Genomic DNA, 23,349 nt, shown 5'->3' with positions numbered 1-23,349 from the left:
CACCTTAAAGCAAAATCCGTTCCATCGACGAAGTGTTGGGCATAGAATAGCCCGCATGAAACAGTCGCTCCAGCTCCGTCTCTCTCAGCATCTCGCGCTCACGCCGCAGTTGCAGCAATCGATCCGACTGCTGCAGTTGTCGACCATCGAACTGCAGCAGGAAGTTGAACAGGCCCTGACCGAAAACCCGCTGCTGGAGCGGGAAAACGAGTGGCTCGACACCTCCGCCCGCATTGGAGCGGACGGCTCCTTGAACGCGCTGCAAAGCAACAGCGCGACGCCCCTGCCCACCGAATCGCCTCCGCCCGCACCCAACGGCGGCGACAGCAGCGACAGCTCGGACAGCAGCTACGAAAACGGCCACGACAACGGTGCCGATTTCGACAGCGATTACGGCTCCGACCGCTCCGACTGGAGCCTCGACGACTTCGCCCGCAAGCCGCAATCCGACGAAGACGATCGCGCGCCACTGCAGTTGCGCGAAGCCGAGCAAAGCCTGCGCGAATTCCTCATGGAACAACTCGCGCCGCTCAAGCTCTCGATGCGCGACAAGGGCCTCGTCATCTTCCTGATCGAATCGCTCGACGACGAAGGTTATCTGTCGGGCACGCTCGACGAAATCCTCGCAGATCTGCCGGCCGAACTCGAAGTCGAACTCGACGAACTGCAAGCCGCGCTGCGCATGCTGCAGAGCTTTGATCCGCCCGGCATTGGCGCGCGCTCAGCGGCCGAATGCCTGTCGTTGCAATTGCATCGGCTCGATTCGCCAGCGAAAGGGCTGGCGCTCATCATCGTTAATCAGCATCTCGAACTGCTGGCCGCGCGCGACTACACGCGCTTGAAGAAGGCATTGTGCGTCGACGAACCCACACTGAAAGCTGCGCATGAGCTGATTCGTTCACTGGCACCGTTTCCGGGTCATGCATTCGGCCGCGCCGAAGCGGATTTCGTGGTGCCCGACGTGATTGTGCGCAAGACAAGCGCAGGCTGGATGGCGCAACTGAACCCCGACGTCATGCCGCGGCTGCGCATCAACGACATGTACGCGCAGATCCTGCGCAGCAGCCGCGGTGAATCGGGCGCTGCCAATCTGCAGCAGAAGCTGCAGGAAGCACGTTGGCTGATCAAGAACATCCAGCAGCGCTTCGATACGATCCTGCGTGTCTCGCAAGCGATTGTCGAGCGTCAAAAGAGCTTCTTCACGCACGGCGAAATCGCCATGCGCCCCTTGGTTTTGCGGGAAATAGCCGATACACTGGGTCTACACGAGTCCACGATCTCCCGTGTGACAACGAGCAAATACATGGCGACCCCGATGGGGACGTTCGAGTTGAAGTACTTCTTCGGCAGCCATGTATCGACGGAAACCGGCGGGGCCGCGTCGTCCACTGCGATACGCGCGCTCATCAAGCAACTTGTAGGAGCCGAAGACCCGAAGAATCCTCTGTCCGATAGCAGAATTGCCGAGCTGTTAGGCGAACAAGGATTCGTGGTGGCCCGTCGGACGGTGGCCAAATACCGCGAAGCCCTCAAGATCCCTGCAGTGAATTTGCGCAAGTCTTTATAGCCGCATCGCGGGCAGTTCCGGTGCGGCCCATCTTGAGAAGGAGAACCGCTATGAACTTCAAACTCAGTGGACACCACCTGGACATCACGCCTGCTTTGCGTGAGTACGTGGAAACGAAACTGGAGCGTGTGATCAGGCACTTCGATCAGGTGATTGGCGTCAGCGTGTTGCTATCGGTCGATAACCACAAGGAGAAGGATCGGCGTCAGTACGCGGAAATCAACCTGCACCTCAAGGGTAAGGACGTCTTCGTCGAATCACACCATGAAGATCTTTATGCGGCCATCGACCTACTCGTCGATAAGCTCGACCGGCAAGTGATCAAATACAAGGACCGCGTGCAAGGGCACGATCGTGACAGCATGAAGCACCAGGCCTTTCAAGCCGTGCAGATGCAGCAATAGCAAGACCGCACCACAGAAACCGCGCCCCGAGGTGGCGCGGTTTTTTTATGCCGTGGTGCATTCGTGACGAATCCGATTGCAACGGATTTAAGTCGGGCTAAAATCTGACGAAAGTATGAACGCTGGCGTGGCGCGGCTTTTGGCGCGATGCTGGCAAAAACAGGGTCGATGCCGCGCGCACATTGCCGGCACCGGCTGATCGCAGCCCCGGGGGATTCGCTTCTCTGCCCTGCGCGGTGCACCACTGGTGCGCCGCACAAAGCCGCGCGACACGTGGTCTATAATGACCCCATTGTCCGCGCGCCATCTTGGTGCAGAAAGACGCCGCTCATTTCACGCATTGCACATGAATCGCTTGGCCAAACTGCTGCCGCCCGGGAACATTGCCCTCGACGTCAGCGTAACCAGCAAAAAGCGGGTATTTGAACAGGCCGGCCTGCTGTTCGAGAACAACCACGGCGTGGCCCGCGCAGTGGTCACCGACAACCTGTTTGCACGCGAATCGCTGGGCTCCACGGGCCTGGGCGCTGGCGTAGCCATCCCGCACGGCCGGATCAAGGGGCTCAAGCAACCGCTGGCTGCATTCATGCGCCTCTCTGAACCGGTGCCTTTTGAGTCACCCGACGGCAAACCTGTCTCGCTGCTGATCTTTCTGCTGGTGCCTGAGCAGGCCACCCAGCAGCATCTGGAAATCCTCTCTGAAATCGCCCAACTGCTGTCCGACCGGGACATGCGCGAAGGCCTCGCCACCCTGCCGTCGCCCGAGGCGATTCACCAGCTACTGACCGACTGGCGGCCCTGATCGCGGCGCAATCGGGGGCAAGCGCAACCGATTGCGAACGCGCTATGCCCCGTCGGCATCACTGTGCCCTGCTATGGAACTGACCGGCGTCATCGCCCAATCGATCTTTGACGACAACGCAGCTGATCTGAAGCTCTCGTGGGTCGCCGGCCTGGAGGGCGCGGACCGCGCGTTCGACGTGGACTTCGCCAAGGAGGCGACGTCTGCAGCCGACCTGGTCGGGCACTTGAACCTCATCCACCCGAACCGCATCCAGGTGCTCGGCAAGCCCGAGATCACCTACTACCAACGCTTGTCGGAAGAAAACCGCAAGCGCCAGATGGGCGAGTTGATCCTGCTGGAGCCGCCCTTCCTGGTGGTGGCCGATGGCGTCGATCCGCCGCCCGATCTGGAACTGCGCTGCACGCGCTCGTCCACACCGCTGTTCACGTCACCGATTTCCTCGGCTGCCGTCATTGATCATCTGCGCCTGTATCTGTCGCGCATCTCGGCGCCGCGCGTGACGATGCACGGGGTGTTTCTCGACATCCTCGGCATGGGCGTGCTGATCATGGGCGATTCGGGTCTGGGCAAGAGCGAGTTGGGCCTGGAACTGATCTCGCGCGGCCACGGCCTGGTTGCCGACGATGCAGTCGACTTCGTGCGGTTGGGGCCGGACTTTATCGAAGGCCGCTGCCCGCCGCTGCTGCAGAATCTGCTGGAAGTGCGCGGCCTGGGCCTGCTCGACATCAAGACGATCTTCGGTGAGACGGCGGTGCGCCGGAAGATGAAGATCAAGCTGATCGTGCAACTCGTGCGCCGCAACGATGGCGAATTCGAGCGCCTGCCGCTCGATTCGCAGTACCTCGATGTGCTCGGTCTGCCAATCCACATGGTGAAGATTCAGGTGGCTGCTGGCCGCAACTTGGCCGTGCTGGTCGAAGCCGCGGTGCGCAACACCATCCTGCGCCTGCGCGGCATTGATACGTTGCGCGACTTCATGGACCGCCAGCGAGCCGCCATGCAGGCTGAAGCCGCTTCCCACTCGCCCCAGGGCCGTCTGCTTTAACAAAGCCGCTACAAAGTTTCGTCTCCAGGTCGGTTTTACCCTAGTTTTCGCTGCGAAACGTCAACCCGACATGCTGCCTCTCCGTTGTGGGAGGGAATGCGCCGAGCACGCACGCGGCGGCGTTCATCGCGAGCGTGGCGGTTTGTCTCCGCCCGCTCTTCTGTCGGTACCCAAGGAGAACACGACGATGAAACAACTGATTGCCGCTTGCGCCCTGGCGCTCCCGTTCCTGGCTGGCCAGGCATTCGCCCAAGGCAGCGCACCCGCAGCCGCGCCGGCCGCACCTGCTGCCGCCCCGGCAGCCAAGAATTCGCAGCAAGACAAGATGAAGCAATGCAACATGGACGCCGCCGGCAAGAAAGGCGACGAGCGCAAGGCTTTCATGAAAGGCTGCCTGTCGGACAAGCCGGCAGCTGCCGCCAAGCCGATGACGCAGCAGGAAAAGATGGCAGCCTGCTCCAAAGCCAACAAGGGCAAGAAGGGCGACGAGTACAAGAACGCCCAGAAAGCGTGCCTCTCGAACGGCTGAGCGCCCGTTAGCCTCGCTTCAAAAAGGCGGCCGCATCGGTCGCCTTTTTTTGTTGGCCGCTGCTTTGCAACACAGGGATGCTATCCTCGCGGCATGCGGATCATTCTCATCACCGGTATGTCGGGTTCAGGGAAATCGGTCGCCCTGAACGTACTTGAAGACGCAGGCTACTACTGCGTCGACAACCTGCCCGCGCAGTTCATCCCCGAACTGGCGCGCTACCTGGCGGACCAGGGTTATACGCATCTGGGCGTGGCCACTGACATCCGCAGCCGTGAATCGCTGCGCAAGGTGCCCGAGACGGTCACCGTGCTGCGCAAGGAACACGACGTTCGCATGCTGTTTTTGACGGCGAGCACGACCGCGCTGGTGCAGCGCTATTCCGAGACGCGCCGCCGGCATCCGCTGTCGATCCGTAACGGCCGCCCGGATACCGCGGCCAATGTGCAGGCGGCTGCCAAGGGCCTCGACACCTCGCTCATCGAAGCGATCGAGATGGAGCGCGAGCTGCTCAGCCCGCTGGCCGATCCAGCGCACCGCATAGACACCAGCACGCTGCGCACGAACGCCCTGCGCGCGTACATCAAAGAATTCATCAGCGACGAGCCGCACGACATCACGTTGATGTTCGAATCGTTCGGCTTCAAGCATGGCGTGCCGACCGACGCCGATCTTGTCTTCGACGTGCGTTCACTGCCCAACCCGTACTACGACACGCAATTGCGCCCACTCACGGGCCGCGACCAGCCTGTCATCGACTTCCTGCAAAGTCAGCCGATGGTACTTGCGATGGCAGAAGACATTCGCGCCTACGTGGAAAAGTGGCTGCCGAGCTTCATCGCCGACAACCGCAGCTACCTGACCGTCGCGATCGGCTGCACCGGTGGCCAGCATCGTTCCGTGTACATCGCGGAACGGCTTGCCACGTACTTCCGCGCGCATGGTAATGTGTTGGTCCGCCACCGCGAATTGGCCGTAGACGGCTGAACTGCGCCCGACATACCCCGCGCGCGGACCAGTCTCATTTGGATGCGGCTTCTTGCGCGGCGCCACGCGAAAGTCTTGCCGCCGTCTGCTGAATGCCCGTCCATGCAAGAAGACATCGCTCTCTCTCCGTTCTCGCCGCTGCCGCCGCTGCCCACCGAGCTGCCGCTGTTTCCGTTGCATACGGTGCTGTTTCCGGGTGGCCTTCTCCCGCTGCGCATTTTCGAAGCCCGCTACATGGACATGGTGCGCACATGCCTGCGCGACAAGACGCCGTTCGGCGTCTGCCTGATCGAGCGCGGCAATGAAGTCGCCACGACAGACGGCACAACCGTGCCGGTTGACGTGGGCTGCATCGCCCACATCGTCGAATGCGATATGGAGCAGCTCGGCCTGCTGATGATCAAGGTGCGTGGCACGCAGCGCTTCAAGGTGCTGTCGTTCGAGACGACGCCAGACGGCCTCATGCGCGGCACGGTTGAGCCCATCGGCGCCGACGTGGAAGACTGCAAGGGCGAACTCTTCGACGATTGCGTGGGCGCCCTTCGCCGCATCATCACCACGCTCGGCTCGCGCGAAGACGGCAACGTTCCGATGGTCGAACCGTACGAGTGGAACAGCCCGAGCTGGGTCGCGAATCGGCTGTGCGAACTGCTGCCGGTGCCGCTCAAGGCCAAGCAGAAGTTGATGGAACTGATGGACGCCGGCATGCGCATCGAGATCGTCCATCGCTACATGAAGCAACACCACATTCTGTGATGCCGTATCCGCCTGGCCAGACCGGGCTGGCTAGATCAGGCTTGGCTGCACCAGCGTCTCCAGCGCCAACTTCACCGGCGCAGGCAATCCCACTGAATTGAGTTGTGCAAGCGGTATCCAGCGCCAGTCGTCGCCAAGCGCAGCGGGCGCGGCAATCTCCGCGCGCAGCAGATGCATCTGCAGGCGGAAGTGTGTGAAGGTGTGCGTGAGCGCGCCGGCCATCTCCAAGGTTGAGACCGCGCCATATGCCTGCGCGGCACGACGCACGGTGTCGACATCCAGCGGATGTGCGTCCAGCGCGTCGTCCATCTCGCCCACCAGCGGCAACGACCACAACCCACCCCAGATACCGCGTTGCGGACGACGCTGCAGCAACACCGCGTCGGCGTGCAGCGCGATGACGAGTGTCGCTGCGCGCTCGGGTATCGCCTTGCGCGGGCGCGGCACGGGTAGCTCCATCACGCGACCGGTACTGCGCGCTTCGCATAGCGATTCGAGCGGACAGGCGCGTTCGCCGGTCAGGCATGCCGGCTTGCCGCGCGTGCAGACGGTGGCACCCAGGTCCATCAAACCCTGGGTGTAAGGTTGAATGCCTTCGGCCGGCGGTAGCAGGGTTTCAGCGATGCGCCACATGGTGTCTTCGACGCGTTTGTCGCCGGGAAAGCCATCGATGCCGAACGCACGTGCAAACACGCGCTTGACGTTGCCATCGAGAATGGCCGCGCGCACGCCGTATGAGAACGCGGCGATGGCCGCGGCGGTCGAGCGGCCGATGCCGGGCAGCGCGACCAACACGTCGGGATCACGCGGGAAGATGCCACCGTGCTCGGCCACCACGATCTGTGCGCACCGATGCAGGTTGCGCGCGCGCGTGTAGTAGCCGAGGCCGGCCCACGCAGCCATCACGTCGTCTGCCGGCGCAGCGGCCAGCGCCTGCACGGTCGGGAAGCGCTCGATGAAGCGTGCGTAGTAGCCCAGCACCGCGCTCACTTGCGTCTGCTGCAGCATGATCTCGGAGAGCCACGTGCGATACGCATCGCCCGTGTTCTGCCACGGCAGATGGTGACGGCCATGACGCTGCTGCCAGGCGATGACACGCACCGCGAAATCGTCGGGAAGCGAAGGCAAAACGGCAGCAGGTTGCGCGGCGCGGCGCGTGCGGCGAGGGGTGGCGGTCATGCGTGTGATGAAAGAAGCGGCGCGCAGCAGATGCGCGCTGGCGGCGATCCTACCAGAACGAAAAAAGCGCCCGCAGGCGCCCTCTCCGTGAACAACGATTTGCGTCAGGCCGCGAACGACTGCCGCTCCAGGATCGTTCCAGCCGCGAGAATGCGGTCGGTGTACTGGGCAATCGTGCCGCTGCGCTCGTCGAGCGTGTTGAGCAACGCTTCGAGTTCGGTGATGCGCGCTTCGAGCGTATCGGTGGCCTCGTGAATGCGCTCGATCGAATCGACACGCTTACGCAGTTGTTTCTGGTGATCGCGCACCTGCGCTTCGAGCGGTGTCATGACCGACTTCAGCCAGATCTCGATGTCGCGGTTCATGTCCTGGAAGGTATCCAGCACGCGGCTGGCCACCGTCGAGAACGCGCCGTGCACGAGTTGCGGCTTCGGGCGGGTCAGGAAGCTGAACGCACCAAAGTGGTTGTGCGCCAGCATTAGCGTTTCTTTCAGATCAGCGTCGTAGCGCGTGCCCAAAAAGCGCAGCGGCGGCGACAGCGTGAAGCCGTGCTCGGCGTTGAACTTCTTGTACATGCCATCAACCATCTGGTGCAGTTGGTCAATGCGATTCGCTGCATCACGCACCAGGCCGGTCAGGTGGCCGAACAACTTGTCCATGTCGTCGCGCAGGCCGCGCGAGAACACGCGCTCCTTCATCTTCTCGCGCGCCTCGCGCATCGTCGAGCGGATCTGCTTGAGCTGCACGCTCTTGATGATCTCCGCGCTGTGGCGGCCGAACACCGTGCGCAGCGCCTGGAACTTGGCGATGCTCTGCTCGAACTCTTCCTTCTCGCCCTGCACGCGCATCAGCATGTGCTTGACCATCGTATGGTTCTTGCCGCGCAGGCCGCGCAGTTCGAACAACTGCTCGACGATATCGCGGCGGCGCATCTGCAGCAGTTGCTGCGCGCCGGTGGCCATATCCTTCACCGCCAGTTGCACTTGCTCGGTGACGATCTCGCGACGCTGCGGAATCAGTTGATCCGACAGCACCGACTCCAGCTCCAGCAGCCGGCTCTTGGCCAGCAGCTCATGGTCATGGCTGACCTTGGCCACCAGGCCCTTCTGCGCCGACACCGGATACACGCGCTCGACATCGATATCGAGCACCTGCGCCGTCGTCATGATCTGACGACTGACTTCGTTCTCGACTTCCTCTTCGGACTTGAGCGGATCCCACAGGCCATCGACCTTGTTGAGCACCGCGATGCAGCCCTTGCGTTGGCCACCACCGACGTGCGAGCGCCACAGCTCCAGGTCGCTCTTGGTCACGCCGGCGTCCGCTGCCAGCACGAACACCACGACATGTGCATCTGGAATCAGCCGCAGTGTCAGTTCCGGCTCGGTACCGATGGCGTTCAAGCCCGGCGTATCCAGGATCACCAGCCCCTGCTTGAGCATCGGGTGCGGGAAATTGATGATCGCGTGACGCCACTTCGACACTTCGACCGTGCCGGCGGCATCCACCGAGAACGCGGCGTCGGGATCGGCGTCGTTATAGAGGCCGAGCTGCTCGGCTTCTTCCTTCGGCACGCGCACGGTTTCCACCACGTGGCGGAACGCTTCGAGCATGCCCTCGGGCGACGACGGGTCGAGAGGGACCGACAGCCAGTGGCTGCCCGCATCGCGAAAATCGGCCGTCGATGCGTCGTGCAGACGCGTCTCGATCGGCAGCAGGCGGATCGACGGCGGATAGCTTTCGTCGTACATCAGCTCAGTCGGACACATCGTGGTCCGGCCCGCGGACGATGGCAGGATGCGGCGGCCGAAATCCGCAAAGAAGATCGCGTTGATCAGTTCACTCTTGCCGCGCGAGAACTCGGCAATGAAGGCGACCTTGAGCTTGTCGCTGCGCAGGACGCCACGGATTCGCTGCGCGCGCATGTCAGCTTGCGCGTCGTACAGCTCCTGGGCTTGCAGCCAGTCCTGGAATTCCCCCACCGATTGCAGTACCGAAGCGCGCCAGGCGCTGTACTGCTCGAACTGTGTGCTCAGTGTGTTGTTCATCATTCTGTCTTATTGTGTGCGCGACCCGACCGCGAAAAAATGCGCGCGCCCCTCGACATCGCTGTTACCGCCCAATTACGGCACAGAAATGCACAAATTTAGGTGGAACGATACAGTGAACCGCCACCTTCCGGGCGAACTTTCCGCAAGGTTCCCCAGCCCCGGCAGGTAAGTGTTGCGGGATGCCATCGGCGGCCCCACACCCCACTTCAAAAACCTTGCGAAATGGCGGCCAGATCGCTCCAGCGCCAGGTTCCCAGGCGGCTTTCGATGCCTTTCGCAGGCCGATCAGCGCTGGCAGGTCGGGCAATAGAACGTGGAGCGCTGGCCCTGCACGATCTGGCGGATCGGAGTGCCGCACGCGCGACACGGCAGACCGGCGCGGTCGTACACGAAGGCTTCAAGCTGGAAGTAGCCGCTTTGTCCGTCCGAGCCGACAAAGTCGCGCAGCGTGCTGCCCCCACGCGCGATGGCATCGGCCAAGGTGGCACGAATGGCATCGGCCAACGCCGCATAGCGTGGCCGGCTGATGCGGCCCGCCGCCGTAGTCGGCCGGATACCGGCGCGAAACAGGCTCTCCGAACAATAGATATTGCCCACGCCGACCACGATGTCGCCGGCCAGCAGCGCCGACTTGATGGCCACCCGGCGCCCGCGCGTGCGGGCAAACATCCAGTCGCCGTCGAATCGCGCGTCGAACGGCTCGATGCCGAGGTTGCGCAGCAGCGGGTGTTCGGCCAAGCCGGCTTCATCGCCTGCATGCCAAAGCACGGCACCAAACCGGCGCGGGTCGCGATAGCGCAGTGTGACGTGTACGCCAGTTGCGCCGGCGAGTTCGATATCGACGTGATCGTGCAGGCCTGGCGGCACGGGCGTTTCCAGCACGCGCAAGGTGCCCGTCATACCAAGATGGATGAGCAGCCAGCCCCCCACAGTATCGGCGGCGCGGCCGGACTGCTCCACCTCGGGCACGCATTCGATGAGCAGGTATTTGCCCCGGCGCAGCAGACGCGTAACGGTCAGGCCAGCGAGCAACTCCGGCAGCGCCGGATCGACGGGCCAGCGCAAGCCGTGATGGCGCACCACGGCGCGCACGATACGTCGCCCAGTAATATGCGGTAGCAAGCCCAGGCGAGTGACCTCGACCTCCGGCAACTCAGGCATCGAACCTCCATCCCATGTGCTGCTCCAACTTTTTTTACGATGCGGACGATTGTAGCGGTCAGGCTACAATGCCCTGACCCCCTATCCGGAGCTTCGAGACCATGCCTCACGCCCTCTCCCGTTCGCCTGCGACGCAACGCCCGCGGCGATTCCTGCGCAGCCGAACGGCCCTGCTGGCCGCGCTGGTGGCGGGAGGGCTGACGAGCTTGCCGGCGTGGTCGTCGCAGTCGGTGGCTGGCGCCCCGCTCATTGCCCAGGCTGCGCAGGAAGGCGGCACGGGCGGCCGCGCAGCCATCCAGATTGAACGCTCGCGCCCACGCCCCGGCCTGCTGAGGTCCGAGCGCACCGATTTGCCGCGCGTCGCGCTCACTGAAGACATCATGTACCGCGTGCTGGCCTCGGAAGTGTCGCTGCAGCGCGGGCTGGTCGAACCGGCATACCGAACCTACCTCGGGCTCGCGCAAGACACACGCGACCCCCGCTTTGCCCAGCGCGCCACCGAGATCGCGTTTCTGACGCGCTCCCCCGCGCAAGCACTGATCGCCACGCGCCTGTGGGTAGAGCTGTCGCCGACGTCCATGCCGGCACGCCAGGTGCAGCAGCTCCTGCTGGTGGCAACGGGTCAGTGGTCGGAAGTCGAACCGATGCTCCAAGCGCAGTTGAACAAGGTCTCGCCCGGCCAGCGTGCCGATGCCCTGCTGCAATTGCAGCAGCAGATGTCCAAGAGCAGCGATCCGGCGGGTGCCGTAGGCGCACTGCAGCGCATCGCCTCGCACGACATGCAGCGCCCCGAAACGCACCTGGCCTTGGCCCGCGCGAAGGTCGCCGCCAAGGACACCGCCGGCGCACTGACGGAACTGGACACCGCGCTCAAGCTGCGTCCCGGGTATGAAGACGCCGCCATCCTCGCCGCCGAACTGCGTGCCGACAGCGACCCCGATGCCGCCATCACTGGCCTGCGCAGCTTCCTGAAAGCCGCGCCAGCGTCCATCGACGGCCACTTGGCGCTCGCCCGCATGTACCTCGTGCGCAATCAGCAGGACAAGGCGCGCGCTGAATTCGAAACGCTCAAGAAGATCGCGCCCAACGATGCGCGCATCACGCTTGCCCTGGGCCTGCTGAATTTGCAGCAGCGCCAGTACGACGACGCCGAGCGTTACCTGAAGGAATACGTCACGGCCACCGCCAAGTCGCCCACCCTGAGCCCAGAACCCGGCTACCAGGGCCTCGCCCAGTTGGCCGAGGAGAAGCGAGACTACGCCGGCGCGCTCGGCTGGGTCGACAAGATCACCGGTTCGGCCAATGGCGACACCGATGGCCAGACCGCGCTGGCAGCCGGCATCAAGCGCGGCCAGTTGCTCGGCAAGCTGCGCCGTATCGACGAGGCGCAACAGACCTTCGATGAACTCGTCGCCGATTCCGAAGACGTGCCCGATGGCCCGCGCCGCCAGGCCCTGATGGACGGCATCCGCCAGGCCGAAATCGGCATGCTGATGGACGCCAAGGCCTACGGCCGCGCCCGCGCCCGCGTCAATGAGCTGCTCAAGAACGATCCGGATAACGTCGAGTATTCGTACCAACTGGCGATGCTCGAAGAGCACGACGGCCACTACGACAACATGGAGACGCTGCTGCGCAAGGTGATCGACCTGCGTCCCGGCCAGGCCATCGGCTACAACGCGCTCGGCTACTCGCTGGCCGATCGCAGCGTGCGCCTGCAGGAGGCGCAGGAGCTACTGGAGAAAGCCGTGTCGCTGGCGCCGGACGATCCCTACATCGCCGACAGCCTCGGCTGGGTCAAGTACCGTCGCGGCGATCTGCCCGCCGCCACTGACATCCTGCGCAAGGCGTGGGCTACCGCCCCGCAAGCCGAAATCGGTGCGCACCTGGGCGAAGTGCTGTGGCAATCGGGCAAGCAGGACGACGCACGCCAGATCTGGACCGAAGCGTCCAAGCTCGACGTAAACGACACCACGCTGCGCGACACGCTGCGCCGCTTCGGCCAGCCGGTGCCCAATGTTCCCGTGAGTACAAATTGATGGCAATGCGGTTCGCGCACGCGCTTGGCGCGCTGATGCTCGGCGCTGGCTGCGCGCTGTTCAGCGGCTGCGCAAGCTTGCGGCCAGCCAACGATCTCTTCGCTGGCACACAAGACGCCGATACCAACATCACGCGTTATCAAGGTCGCTTCTCGGCCCGTTACACGCAAAACAACGCCGAGCAAAGCGCCGTCGGCAGCTTCCTGTGGCGCGAGCGCGGACCCGACGTGCAGCTTGAGTTGATGTCGCCGCTGGGCCAGACGCTTGCCATCGTCAGCCAAAGCAACCAGGGCGCCACGCTCGAACTGCCGAACCAGCCGCCTCGCCGCGCCCCCGAGGTCGACACGCTGATGCAGGATGCGCTCGGCTTTTCGCTGCCGGTCTCCGGCTTGCGCGACTGGCTGCGCGCCCGCCCCGCGCCCGGCACACCGGCACGCGTGGCACGCGATGCGCAATCGCGCCCCGAAACCATCGAGCAGAACGGCTGGACTGTCCACTACGTCGCCTGGACTGACGACGGCAACAACACCGATGGTGCCAAGGTCGGCATCCGCCGGCTCGATCTTGATCGCCCGCAGGGCACCAACGGCCCGCTCTCGGTGCGGCTCGTGCTCGACCAGTAACGCCTCGCTTCGCCATGTCTTCCGCCCCCGTCGAGCTGCGTGATTGCCCCGCGCCCGCCAAGCTCAATCTCTTCCTGCATGTAGTCGGCCGCCGGCCCGATGGCTACCACCTGCTGCAAACCGTCTTCCAGTTGATCGACTGGAGCGACACGCTGCATTTCGGGCGCCGCCCCGACGGCCGCCTCGTGCGCACCACCGACATCCTCGGCGTGCCCGCCGATGACGACCTTGTGATCCGCGCCGCGCACCTGCTGCAAGCGGAAACCGGCTGCACCTACGGCGTCGACATCGCCATCGAGAAACGCCTGCCGATGGGCGGAGGCCTTGGTGGTGGCTCGTCTGATGCCGCCACCACGCTGCTCGCGCTCAATCGCCTTTGGGGCCTTGATCTGCCGCGCGCGCAACTGATGAAGATCGGCCTCAAGCTCGGCGCCGACGTGCCCTTCTTTGTATTCGGCCAGAACGCCTTCGCCGAGGGTATCGGCGAAGAACTCACGCCCATCACGCTGCCGCCGGCTGCGTTCGTGGTGATTCACCCACGCGTGCATGTGCCCACCCCCGCAATTTTTTCCGATGAAGGGTTGACACGCGATACGCCACTCACCATAATTACGGACTTTCCTGACCAACAAATTGTTTTCGCTTACGGTCGCAACGATCTACAAGCGGTGGCGGAAAGGAAATACGGCGAAATCGCCCGAGCACTTGTCTGGCTGCGTCAGTTCAGCCCTCTGGCAAGAATGACCGGATCCGGCGCCTGCGTATTTGCTCCGTTCGACAACGTTGAGCATGCGCAAGCGGTGGCGGATCAGGTGCCTTCCGAATGGGAAGGTCGGTGTGCGGCAGGTCTGACGCATCACCCGCTCGCAAGATTTGCTGTGTAAGGTTTGCTGTTATCGCTTCTGCAATGGAGGCGGTAACCGATAGGTTGTGTAGGGGCGTCGCCAAGCTGGTTAAGGCACCGGATTTTGATTCCGGCATGCGTAGGTTCGAATCCTTCCGCCCCTGCCATTTTCTTCCTCATATTTCCAGCAATAGCCCGGTTGGTGTTAACTGACCGGCGCGTCTGAAGTCGAAAAACAGGTGCCCCGATGAGCAGCGAAGGCTTGATGGTTTTTACCGGCAACGCCAACCCGAAACTCGCCGAAGCTGTCGTCAAGCACCTAGGCATTCCGCTAGGCAAGGCCCTCGTCGGCCGATTCTCCGATGGTGAAGTCCAGGTCGAGATCCAGGAAAACGTGCGCGGCAAGCACGTATTCATCCTGCAATCCACCTGCGCCCCGACCAACGACAACCTGATGGAATTGATGGTGATGGTCGATGCGCTCAAGCGTGCGTCTGCCCGCCGCATCACGGCCGCCATCCCCTACTTCGGCTATGCCCGACAGGACCGTCGCCCGCGTTCGGCGCGTGTGGCGATCACGGCCAAGGTCGTGGCCAACATGCTAGAGGTCGCCGGCGTCGAACGCGTGCTGACGATGGACCTCCACGCCGACCAGATCCAAGGCTTCTTCGATATCCCGGTCGACAACATCTACGCGTCGCCAATCCTGCTCGAAGACCTGCGCAAGAAGAACTACGAAGACCTGCTGGTGGTATCGCCCGACGTCGGCGGTGTCGTGCGTGCACGTGCACTGGCCAAGCAACTCGGCGTGGATCTGGCGATCATCGACAAGCGTCGCCCGAAAGCCAACGTCGCCGAGGTGATGAACATCATCGGTGAAGTCGACGGCCGCAACTGCGTGATCATGGACGACATGATCGACACCGGCGGCACGCTGTGCAAAGCCGCGCAGGTACTCAAGGAACGCGGTGCCAAGCAAGTGTTCTCGTATTGCACGCACCCGGTGCTGTCGGGTGGTGCGGCCGCCCGCATTGCAGACTCGGCGCTCGACGAAGTGGTCGTGACCGATACCATCCCGCTGCGCGAAGACGCCATCAAGTGCGGCAAGATCCGCCAACTCTCGACTGCGCCGCTGCTGGCCGAGACCTTCACCCGCATCGTGCGCGGTGATTCGATCATGTCGCTGTTTGCTGAATAATTCGGCACCCGAGCGGCTTACTGTTATAATTCAAGGCTTTACTGCAGAAAACGTCGGTTAGACGGCTCTTCTGCGGTGTCTGCGGGGCGCAATATGGTGCTCCGTTCACCAGACGGCTTGGTCGCGAGTCGTCTTTTTCGTTTGGAGCAATCATGAAAGTTGTCGCTTTCGAGCGTAGCGTTCAGGGCACTGGTGCGAGCCGCCGCCTGCGCAATTCCGGCAAGACCCCGGCCATCATTTACGGCGCTGGCGCCGAGCCGAAGCTGATCGAACTCGATCACAACGCGCTGTACCACGCGCTGAAGAAGGAAGCCTTCCACTCGTCGATCCTCGACATCGAAGTGGCTGGCAAGGTTGAAAAGGCGCTGCTGCGTGACTTCCAACTGCACCCGTTCAAGCAACTGGTTCTGCACGTCGACTTCCAACGCGTGTCGGCCAAGGAAAAGATCCACGTCAAGGTGCCGCTGCACTTCCTGAACCAGGAAACCGCACCGGGCGTGAAGCTGGGCCACGGCATCGTGAACCACATCCTGAACGACGTCGAAGTGTCGTGCCTGCCGGCCGACCTGCCGGAGTTCATCGAAGTGGATCTGGGTACGCTGGAAATCGGCCAGACCCTGCACATCGCTGACCTCAAGCTGCCGAAGGGCGTGACCATCCTCACCCACGGTGGCGATGAGAACCCGGCTGTTGCCAACATCAGCGTGCCGGCTGGCGAGAAGTCCGCTGCCGCCGAAGAAGGCGCTGCAGCTGCAGGCGAAGACAAGCCGGCAGCCTAAGTTGCCGCACCTCGCACTTCGGTGCGAGCGAAAAAAGCCCGCCGAGCCTGTCTCGCCGGGCTTTTTTTCTGCCTGAGCGGCCCGAGCCGCCCCGTCTCCAGGCTGTAGAAAGCAGCTATGCTTGTACGATCAAGGGGCGCTTCCTGCACCTGACACTGATACGAATCGCATGATCAAACTCATCGTCGGCCTCGGCAATCCGGGCGCCGAATATGCGGCGACACGACACAACGCCGGCTTCTGGCTGGTCGACCAACTCGCGCGCATGGGCAACGTGACGCTGCGCAACGAGACGCGCTTCCACGGCTATGCAGCCCGCGCCAACCTTTGGGGCAACGAGGTGTGGCTGCTCCAGCCGCAAACCTTCATGAACCGCTCCGGCTTGGCCACCGTGGCGCTGGCACGCTTCTACAAGGTGATGCCCGATGAAATCCTGGTCGTGCATGACGAATTGGATTTGCCGCCCGGCACCGTCAAGCTCAAGCTCGGTGGCGGATCCGGTGGCCACAACGGCCTGAAGGACATTGCCGCACATCTGACCACGCAACAGTTCTGGCGGCTGCGCCTTGGCATCGGCCATCCGCGCAACCTGTTGCCGCCGGGCACGGCAGCGTCCGGTCAGCATGACGTCGCCAACTTCGTGCTCAAAGCGCCTCGCAAGGAAGAACAGGACCTCATCGACCGCGCCATCGACCAGAGCCTCGATGCGCTGCCTGAGCTGATTGCCGGCAACGCCGAGAAAGCGATGATGCGCCTGCATACCGCACACTGATCCGCCAGCACTGAGGACACCGCCATGACACCGTTCGCCATACTGACCTCACGCCCCGCCGTGCTGACGGGTCTGGCGCTCGGCTTGGCTGCGGCTAGCCTGCCAACGCACGCGCAGGTGTATCGCTGCAACGAGAACGGTCAGACGACCTATTCCGACCACCCCTGCGGCACGCGCGCGAAGCCCGTACCGATGATCGACAACACGCCCACGGCCGCCGACCAGAAGGCTGCCCGCGAACGCGCCACCGCGGAGGCCGCCGAAGTCCAGCAGATGGAAACCGCCCGTCGCAAAGCACAGGCGGCCGAAGACGCTCGCCAAGCCCAGATCGCGGCACAGGCGGCCGAACAGGCGCGCCGCGACCAACGGCAGAAAGTGGTGGTTGCGCAGGAGGGCGTTCGCTACTGCCATCGCGTCTACGTTGGGCCGCTGCCCTATCCGCAACCCTATCCGACACCGATGCCGGTGATCCGCCAGCCTCCCGCGCCGGCTGCTGGCGCACTTCGCCAACCCGGCAATGGCCCGAGGCCGTTCGCGCAAGCACCTGTGGCGCCCACACCGATCGTGCCGCGCCCCCCGCATCCGCATTACCCGTACTACCGCATCGTCTGCGAGCCCGGCTATGCCTACGAAGGGCCGGAAGATCTGCTGCCGATCCAGTAGGCGCACCGCCAACAAGACGGTAGGCACCAATGAAAAGAGACGGCCAGAGCCGTCTCTTTTTTGTGTGCTCACGCCGCGCGTGGTGGTGCGGAGGTGAGCTGGGTGTACTTCTGCATCAACTGCTCGTGCGTTTCCTCATGGGCCGGGTCCTTGGGGATGCAGTCCACCGGACAGACCTGCTGGCACTGAGGCTCGTCAAAGTGGCCGACGCATTCGGTACATTTGCCCGGGTCGATCACGTAGATTTCCGGGCCCATCGAAATCGCGCCGTTGGGGCACTCTGGCTCGCATACGTCGCAATTGATGCACTCATCGGTAATTATGAGCGCCATGATGCCTTCCTTGAAATGGCCGGCGAGCCAGCGCTCGCCAAAGCGTCATTTTATTCCGATTTGCCCGACCCTTCCGTCTTGCCGGTCTTTTCCTTGAGCCATTTTTCGACCGACGGGAACACGAACTTGCTGACGTCACCGCCGAGCACGGCGATTTCGCGGACGAACGTACCGGAGATGAACTGGTACTGATCCGACGGCGTGAGGAACATGGTTTCCACATCCGGCAGCAGGTAGCGGTTCATGCCGGCCATCTGGAATTCGTACTCGAAGTCCGACACGGCACGCAGGCCCCGCACGATGACGCGCGCGCCGTTTTTGCGCACGAAATCTTTCAAGAGACCGGAAAATCCTTCGACCCGCACGTTGGGGTAATGGCCGAGCACTTCACGGGCGATCTCGATGCGCTCTTCCAGCGCGAAGAACGGCCGCTTGTTGGGGCTCTGCGCCACCCCGACGATCAGCTCGTCGAAGATGTTGGACGCACGCCGCACGAGGTCTTCGTGGCCGCGCGTGAACGGATCGAAAGTGCCGGGATAAACCGCGATCACCATGGTTCCTCCACCAAGGGGAAAAGAGCATCCGTAAGCGTCGGCGTGGGACATGGCCGCGCCGGTACTGCATTCGGACACCGTTGCGTTATCGAGCGCGGCAGGTCCCGAGCCTGCCGCCTGTGCCGCCGATATCGATCGAGCGCACCCGCATTGCAGGTGCCGCCCGATGCTCATGCATCGGCTGCGAGCGGCGTAGTTTAACCGTTTTTGCGGAGCAGCAAATGTGCATGCACCGCACCGGCGCGCAGGTATTTGTGGAGCACCAGGTCAGCCGGTAGCCCGATGCTGGCGGCCGGCTCGCCACCATGTGAATCAGCACTCACATCCGCCAGCTGCTGCGCCGCTTCAACGTAGATCACGCCGCCGGGCTTGACCACCCGGGCCGCGGCTTCCAACGCGCGTAACGTCCAGTCCTGTGCAAACGGCGGATCGATGAACACAGCATCGAGCGCCGCATCGGGCTGGCGAGCGAGCCAGGCAAAGGCGTCGCCCGATACGATGTCGACCATGCGTGCGCCCAGCTTGTCGCGGATGGCGTGCAACGCGCGCACAGCCTGGGCGTGGTTTTCCACGAGCGTCACGTGCGCAGCGCCGCGCGAAGCCGCCTCAAAGCCGAGCGCCCCGGTGCCGGCAAAGATGTCGGCGCAGCGCCAGCCGGTCAGGTCATGACCAAGCCAGTTGAAGACGGTTTCGCGGACGCGGTCGCTGGTCGGGCGCAGGCCGTCGGCGTCGACCACCGGGAGCGGCGTGCGCTTGTATTGCCCGCCGATGATGCGCACCTGCTGAGGTGCGCGCGCATGCGACGTGGCGGTCTTGGCCTTGGGGCCTTTGGAGCTGGGGGTACGAGGTGCCATGGGCGCGATTTTAGGGGCTGTTGCCCCATAAAACGAGCGCAAACAAAAACCGGCGGGAAATGCCGCCGGTTTTTCGGATAAAGACCCCGTGCGTCAATTCGCGGCGGCCTTCTCCGGACCGCCCACAACGATCGTCGCCATGGTCTGCGGCTGCAGCGCGCGCTGGAATGCCGTACGCACCTGGTCACGCGTGACAGCCGCGATGCGCTGCGTCCAGGTATCCAGGTAGTCGAGCGGCAGGTTGTACCAGCCGATGTTGGCCACGTTGTCCAGCAGCTTGCGGTTGCTGTCCAGGCGCAGCGGGAAGCCGTTGACGAGGTTGTCCTTGGCCGCCTTTAGCTCCACGTCGGTCGGGCCATCGGCGACGAACTTGGCAACGGTGTCACGCACCACGCCCAGCGCCTCCTCGGTCTGGTCCTTGCGCGTCTGCAGTGCCAGTTCGAACGGACCGGGCTGCGCGGCGGGCGCGAAGTAGCTGCCGATGCTGTACGTCAGGCCGCGCTTCTCGCGCACTTCGTTCGTCAGCCGCGCACTGAAACCGCCTCCACCGAGCACGTAGTTGCCGACCAGCAGCGGGAAGTAATCCTTGTCGCCACGCGCGATGCCCGGTTGCCCGAGGATGATGGTCGCCTGCTGCGCCGGATGCGGAATGCGGATCGTCTCCGCCTTGGCCAGCGGCATCTTCACGTCAGGCAGCGCCGGCGGCGTGGCGCCATCAGCTGGCAGGCCGCGCGTGATCTGCTCGGCGATGGCCTCGGCTTCCTGGCGGCTGATCGCGCCGATCAGCGTCACCACGGCACGCTTAGCCGTGTAGTTGGCCTGGTAGTAGCGCACGATGTCGTCGCGCGTGATGCTCTCCACCGTTTCCGGCGCAGCGGTCTGCCCGTACGGATGCGTGCCGTAGATGGCCTTGCCGAATGCGCGCTCGGCGAGCACCGACGGTTTGGTCAACGATTCGCGGATCGCAGCCACCAGGCGCTGCTTGTCGCGCGCGAGGACGGCGTCCGGAAAGGTCGGCGCTGAAATGATCTGCGTCATCAGCGCGATGGCCGGGCCGCGCTCAACGGGGTCGGACAGCGTGCGCAGGCGCAGGCTCGTGCGGTCACCACCGGCACCGCCGCCAAAGCTCGCGCCCACATCGGCGAACGCGTCGGCAATCGCCGCTTCATCGCGGGCGGGCGCGTTGCCCTGCGCCGCGACGCCCTTGTCGAGCATGCCCGCTGTGAGGGAGGCCAGGCCCACCTTGGCAGCCGGCTCATAGCGCGAACCCGCATCCACGTCGAGGTTGATGTCCAGCATCGGAATCGACGGGCTTGGTACGAAGTACACGCGCGCGCCAGTGGTCGCCGTCCAGTGTTCGATGGGCAGCGCGGCCAGGGCACTCTGGGCCGCCGCTGCAACAATGGCGACCAGCGCCGTCTTGAGGGTCAGAGACATGGCGCGCATCAACGCAGCCCTCCTTCATCGCGCATGCCGGGAACGGGCTTGCGCGCCGGTTTGTTGGGATCGATCGGTTGCGGCAGCAGCGTGGCAACGACGAGGTTGTCTTCGCTGAAGTACGTCTGCGCCACGTGCTGGATCTGCGCCGACGTCACGCTCTTGATCTTCTCAAGCTGGCGATCGATGGAGCGCCACGACAGGCCGCTCATCTCGTTCATGCCGATCTCCATGCCCTGACCGAAGACCGAGTCGCGCTTGTAGATCTGCGCGGCCACAACCTGTGCCTTCACGCGCTTCAGTTCGGCATCGGTCACGCCTTCCTTGGCGATGCGCTCGATCTGCCCGCGCAGCGCCTGTTCGATCTCGGCGGTGGTGTGGCCGTCGGCGGGCGTACCGTCCATCAGGAAAATCGACGGACCGCGGTTCAGACCGTCGTAGCCGGCGTTGACATCGTCGGCGATGCGCTTTTCGCCCTTGACGAGCTGGCTCGGCAGGCGCGCGTTGTCATAGCCATCGAGCACGGCCGACAGGACTTCCAGCGCATACGGATCGACGTCTTTTTCCACATCGCTCAGGCGCGGCACCTTGTAGGCCAGCACAACGTACGGATTCTCGGCCGGCGCCTTCACCCAGATGCGCTTCACGCCGATCTGCTTGGGCTCCTCCTGCGCATAGCGGCGCGGCAGTGCATGCGGCTTGAGCTTGCCGTAGGTGCGCTGCGCGAGGCGGAAGACTTCGTCGGGTTTCACATCGCCCGCGACGATCACGGTGACGTTGTTGGGCGTGTACCAGGCGTGGTACCAGTTCTGGGCGTCCTGCACCGTCATCGTGTCGAGGTCGCCCGGCCAGCCGATGGTCGGGTTGCGGTACGGCGCGGCATTGAACAGCGTGGCGAGCATCTGCTCATAGACAGTGGAACGGGCGGAGTCGTCGATGCGCATGCGGCGCTCTTCCTTCACCACGTTCATCTCCGGCTTGAACTCCTTGTCGGTCAGCTGGAGATTGGCCATGCGATCGGCTTCGAGCCCCATCACATCGGCCAGGTGCGATTTCTCGATCTGCTGGAAGTACATCGTGAAGTCGCGCGTGGTCATGGCGTTTTCACGGCCACCCAGGGCAGCCACGCGGCGGGAGAACTCGCCCGGGCCAACTGCCTTGGTGCCCTTGAACATCATGTGCTCAAGCATGTGGGCGACACCCGTGGTGCCGTTGTGCTCGTCGATGCTGCCGGCGTGATACCAGACCATGTGCGCCACGGTGGGGGCGCGGTGGTCTTCCTTGATGATCAACTGCAGCCCGTTGGGCAGCTTGTATTCGTGCGTGTCGGACTGGCTGGCACCTACTTTGGCACTGCTGGCTGTGGCCACCGGACGGCCCGGTGCAGCGGCCAGCTCCTGCGCGCCAACATGGCCGGCCAGCAGGCCCGCCGCCAAGGCCATCGCGGCCAATTGCCAGACGCGCGACCGGGCCCGGTTTGAAACGATTCGCATGGAAGAGCGCATAAGGGCTGTCTGATAAAATTCGACGCTTGATTCTAACGGCGAAATAGACTGCCTTTTACGATGTTTAGTTTCTGGAAAAAGCGCAAGGCAGAGCCGCAACCGGCCGCCGAACCCACGCCCGCAGCGGCGCCCGAAGCCGCGCAGGCGCCTGCCCCGGCTGCCATCCCAGGCCCCGCTCCCGTTCCCGCCCCGGTTGCCGCACCCCAGCCCGTCGCTGCACCTGCTCCCGGACCTGTCGCTGCGCCGGTCCACATTGCCGTGCCGGACGCGCCTGCCGTGCAGCCTCCACTCGACATGCAAGCCGACGATATCGAAACCGTGCCGACGCCTGCTGTGATCGAGCAGGCGCGCAAGGGCTGGATGTCACGCCTGCGCTCCGGCCTGTCGAAGACGAGCAAGGGCCTGACCACGCTGTTCGTGGGCGTGAAGGTGGACGAAGCGCTGTTCGAAGAGCTGGAGACCGCCCTGCTCATGGCCGACGCCGGAGTCGACGCCACCGAATACCTGCTCGGCGAACTGCGCCGCCGCATCAAGGCACAGCGCATCGAAACCGCCGAAGGCGTGAAGACCGCCCTGCGTGACCTGCTGGTCGAGCTGCTGCACCCCTTGGAAAGAACCATGGTGCTCGGCCGCGAGCAGCCGATGGTGATCATGATCGCGGGCGTGAACGGCGCCGGCAAGACGACCAGCATCGGCAAGCTGTGCAAGCACTTCCAGACCTACGGTCAATCGGTGCTGCTGGCCGCAGGCGACACGTTCCGTGCCGCCGCGCGCGAGCAACTCGTGATCTGGGGACAGCGCAACAACGTCACGGTCGTGGCGCAGGAATCGGGCGACCCCGCCGCCGTGATCTTCGATGCAGTAAACGCCGCACGCGCACGCGGCATCGACATCGTCATGGCGGACACCGCTGGCCGCCTGCCGACGCAGCTGCACCTGATGGAAGAGCTGAAGAAGGTGCGCCGCGTGACCGCCAAGGCGATGGCCACGGCGCCGCACGAAACGCTGCTGGTGATCGACGGCAACACGGGGCAGAACGCCCTCGCGCAAGTCAAAGCCTTTGACGAAGCGCTGGGCCTCACGGGCCTGATCGTCACCAAGCTGGACGGCACCGCCAAGGGCGGCATCCTGGCCGCCATCGCGCGGCAGCGGCCGGTGCCGGTGTACTTCATCGGCGTGGGCGAGCAGGTTGAGGACCTGCAGCCGTTTTCCGCGCGCGAATTTGCGGATGCGTTGTTGGGTTGACCACCCTCGCGCGCAACGCT

At 63.8% G+C, this 23,349-nt stretch carries 23 protein-coding genes and 1 tRNA gene; 16 read left to right on the top strand and 8 right to left on the bottom strand.

All coding sequences use genetic code 11. From position 1 onward, the window contains the following. Positions 1-55 precede the first annotated feature (55 nt). From CFE42_RS18455 to CFE42_RS18425, 7 genes are all read left to right on the top strand, one after another. Entirely contained in the window at positions 56-1,567 is a 1,512-nt protein-coding gene (locus tag CFE42_RS18455) for an RNA polymerase factor sigma-54 (protein WP_004633386.1), read from the top strand. 50 nt (positions 1,568-1,617) lie between these two features. Beyond that, positions 1,618-1,971, top strand: coding sequence for a ribosome-associated translation inhibitor RaiA (gene raiA, locus CFE42_RS18450; protein WP_004633388.1), 354 nt, complete (start codon positions 1,618-1,620; stop codon positions 1,969-1,971). Positions 1,972-2,317: 346 nt separating this feature from the next. After that, entirely contained in the window at positions 2,318-2,773 is a 456-nt protein-coding gene (gene ptsN, locus CFE42_RS18445; RefSeq protein WP_004633390.1) for a PTS IIA-like nitrogen regulatory protein PtsN, read from the top strand. A 73-nt stretch (positions 2,774-2,846) separates the two neighbouring features. Next, positions 2,847-3,821, top strand: a complete 975-nt coding sequence (hprK, locus tag CFE42_RS18440) for an HPr(Ser) kinase/phosphatase (protein ID WP_004633393.1) — start codon at positions 2,847-2,849, stop codon at positions 3,819-3,821. Between the two features lie 187 nt (positions 3,822-4,008). Beyond that, the gene (locus CFE42_RS18435) at positions 4,009-4,350 is read left to right on the top strand and encodes a PsiF family protein (protein ID WP_004633396.1); all 342 of its coding nucleotides are present in this window, start codon (positions 4,009-4,011) and stop codon (positions 4,348-4,350) included. A gap of 93 nt (positions 4,351-4,443) precedes the next feature. Beyond that, entirely contained in the window at positions 4,444-5,337 is an 894-nt protein-coding gene (gene rapZ, locus CFE42_RS18430; RefSeq protein WP_004633398.1) for an RNase adapter RapZ, read from the top strand. A gap of 102 nt (positions 5,338-5,439) precedes the next feature. Further along, positions 5,440-6,093, top strand: a complete 654-nt coding sequence (locus tag CFE42_RS18425) for an LON peptidase substrate-binding domain-containing protein (protein ID WP_004633400.1) — start codon at positions 5,440-5,442, stop codon at positions 6,091-6,093. A gap of 30 nt (positions 6,094-6,123) precedes the next feature. Here the strand turns inward: CFE42_RS18425 and mutY are convergent, their stop codons facing one another. The 3 genes from mutY to mutM form a co-directional block, all read right to left on the bottom strand. After that, on the bottom strand, positions 6,124-7,272 hold the full coding sequence (gene mutY, locus CFE42_RS18420) for an A/G-specific adenine glycosylase (protein ID WP_004633402.1): 1,149 nt from the start codon (positions 7,270-7,272) through the stop codon (positions 6,124-6,126). 104 nt (positions 7,273-7,376) lie between these two features. Continuing rightward, the gene (locus CFE42_RS18415; RefSeq protein WP_004633404.1) at positions 7,377-9,320 is read right to left on the bottom strand and encodes a dynamin-like GTPase family protein; all 1,944 of its coding nucleotides are present in this window, start codon (positions 9,318-9,320) and stop codon (positions 7,377-7,379) included. Between the two features lie 288 nt (positions 9,321-9,608). Further along, a complete protein-coding gene (gene mutM, locus CFE42_RS18410) occupies positions 9,609-10,484 on the bottom strand; it encodes a bifunctional DNA-formamidopyrimidine glycosylase/DNA-(apurinic or apyrimidinic site) lyase (RefSeq protein WP_004633406.1) in 876 nt (291 codons plus the stop codon). A gap of 101 nt (positions 10,485-10,585) precedes the next feature. Between mutM and CFE42_RS18405 the strand changes: the two genes are divergently transcribed. From CFE42_RS18405 to CFE42_RS18370, 8 genes are all read left to right on the top strand, one after another. Then, positions 10,586-12,523 (top strand): tetratricopeptide repeat protein, encoded by a 1,938-nt coding sequence (locus tag CFE42_RS18405; RefSeq protein WP_004633407.1) that lies wholly within the window; start codon positions 10,586-10,588, stop codon positions 12,521-12,523. Further along, a complete protein-coding gene (gene lolB / locus CFE42_RS18400) occupies positions 12,523-13,146 on the top strand; it encodes a lipoprotein insertase outer membrane protein LolB (protein WP_004633409.1) in 624 nt (207 codons plus the stop codon). Before CFE42_RS18405 ends, lolB begins: the two co-directional genes overlap by 1 nt. Before the next feature lie 14 nt (positions 13,147-13,160). After that, positions 13,161-14,030, top strand: coding sequence for a 4-(cytidine 5'-diphospho)-2-C-methyl-D-erythritol kinase (gene ispE / locus CFE42_RS18395; protein ID WP_004633411.1), 870 nt, complete (start codon positions 13,161-13,163; stop codon positions 14,028-14,030). Between the two features lie 50 nt (positions 14,031-14,080). After that, positions 14,081-14,157: transfer RNA gene (locus CFE42_RS18390), tRNA-Gln, on the top strand. Positions 14,158-14,237: 80 nt separating this feature from the next. Next, positions 14,238-15,188: a ribose-phosphate pyrophosphokinase gene (locus CFE42_RS18385; protein ID WP_004633415.1), complete on the top strand. Its 951-nt coding sequence runs from the start codon at positions 14,238-14,240 to the stop codon at positions 15,186-15,188. A gap of 152 nt (positions 15,189-15,340) precedes the next feature. Then, the gene (locus CFE42_RS18380) at positions 15,341-15,967 is read left to right on the top strand and encodes a 50S ribosomal protein L25/general stress protein Ctc (protein ID WP_004633417.1); all 627 of its coding nucleotides are present in this window, start codon (positions 15,341-15,343) and stop codon (positions 15,965-15,967) included. Positions 15,968-16,136: 169 nt separating this feature from the next. Then, positions 16,137-16,739, top strand: coding sequence for an aminoacyl-tRNA hydrolase (pth, locus tag CFE42_RS18375; protein ID WP_004633420.1), 603 nt, complete (start codon positions 16,137-16,139; stop codon positions 16,737-16,739). 24 nt (positions 16,740-16,763) lie between these two features. Beyond that, on the top strand, positions 16,764-17,402 hold the full coding sequence (locus tag CFE42_RS18370) for a DUF4124 domain-containing protein (RefSeq protein ID WP_004633422.1): 639 nt from the start codon (positions 16,764-16,766) through the stop codon (positions 17,400-17,402). Positions 17,403-17,470: 68 nt separating this feature from the next. Here CFE42_RS18370 and CFE42_RS18365 read toward each other — a convergent pair whose 3' ends face one another. From CFE42_RS18365 to CFE42_RS18345, 5 genes are all read right to left on the bottom strand, one after another. Then, on the bottom strand, positions 17,471-17,734 hold the full coding sequence (locus CFE42_RS18365) for a YfhL family 4Fe-4S dicluster ferredoxin (protein WP_004633424.1): 264 nt from the start codon (positions 17,732-17,734) through the stop codon (positions 17,471-17,473). Positions 17,735-17,784: 50 nt separating this feature from the next. Continuing rightward, positions 17,785-18,288 (bottom strand): pantetheine-phosphate adenylyltransferase, encoded by a 504-nt coding sequence (gene coaD, locus CFE42_RS18360; RefSeq protein WP_004633426.1) that lies wholly within the window; start codon positions 18,286-18,288, stop codon positions 17,785-17,787. A 197-nt stretch (positions 18,289-18,485) separates the two neighbouring features. Then, a complete protein-coding gene (rsmD, locus tag CFE42_RS18355) occupies positions 18,486-19,142 on the bottom strand; it encodes a 16S rRNA (guanine(966)-N(2))-methyltransferase RsmD (protein ID WP_004633428.1) in 657 nt (218 codons plus the stop codon). A gap of 93 nt (positions 19,143-19,235) precedes the next feature. Continuing rightward, positions 19,236-20,588, bottom strand: a complete 1,353-nt coding sequence (locus CFE42_RS18350; protein WP_004633430.1) for a pitrilysin family protein — start codon at positions 20,586-20,588, stop codon at positions 19,236-19,238. Beyond that, entirely contained in the window at positions 20,588-22,084 is a 1,497-nt protein-coding gene (locus CFE42_RS18345) for a pitrilysin family protein (protein ID WP_037044596.1), read from the bottom strand. Before CFE42_RS18345 ends, CFE42_RS18350 begins: the two co-directional genes overlap by 1 nt. A gap of 60 nt (positions 22,085-22,144) precedes the next feature. On the opposite strand from CFE42_RS18345, the gene ftsY reads away from it, so the two are divergent. Then, a complete protein-coding gene (ftsY, locus tag CFE42_RS18340; protein WP_004633434.1) occupies positions 22,145-23,329 on the top strand; it encodes a signal recognition particle-docking protein FtsY in 1,185 nt (394 codons plus the stop codon). The last annotated feature ends 20 nt before the right edge of the window (positions 23,330-23,349 follow it).

Source organism: Ralstonia sp. PBBBR1, from assembly GCF_002256165.1.
Taxonomy (GTDB): domain Bacteria; phylum Pseudomonadota; class Gammaproteobacteria; order Burkholderiales; family Burkholderiaceae; genus Ralstonia; species Ralstonia thomasii.
This window is presented reverse-complemented; position numbering and strand designations above follow the sequence as displayed.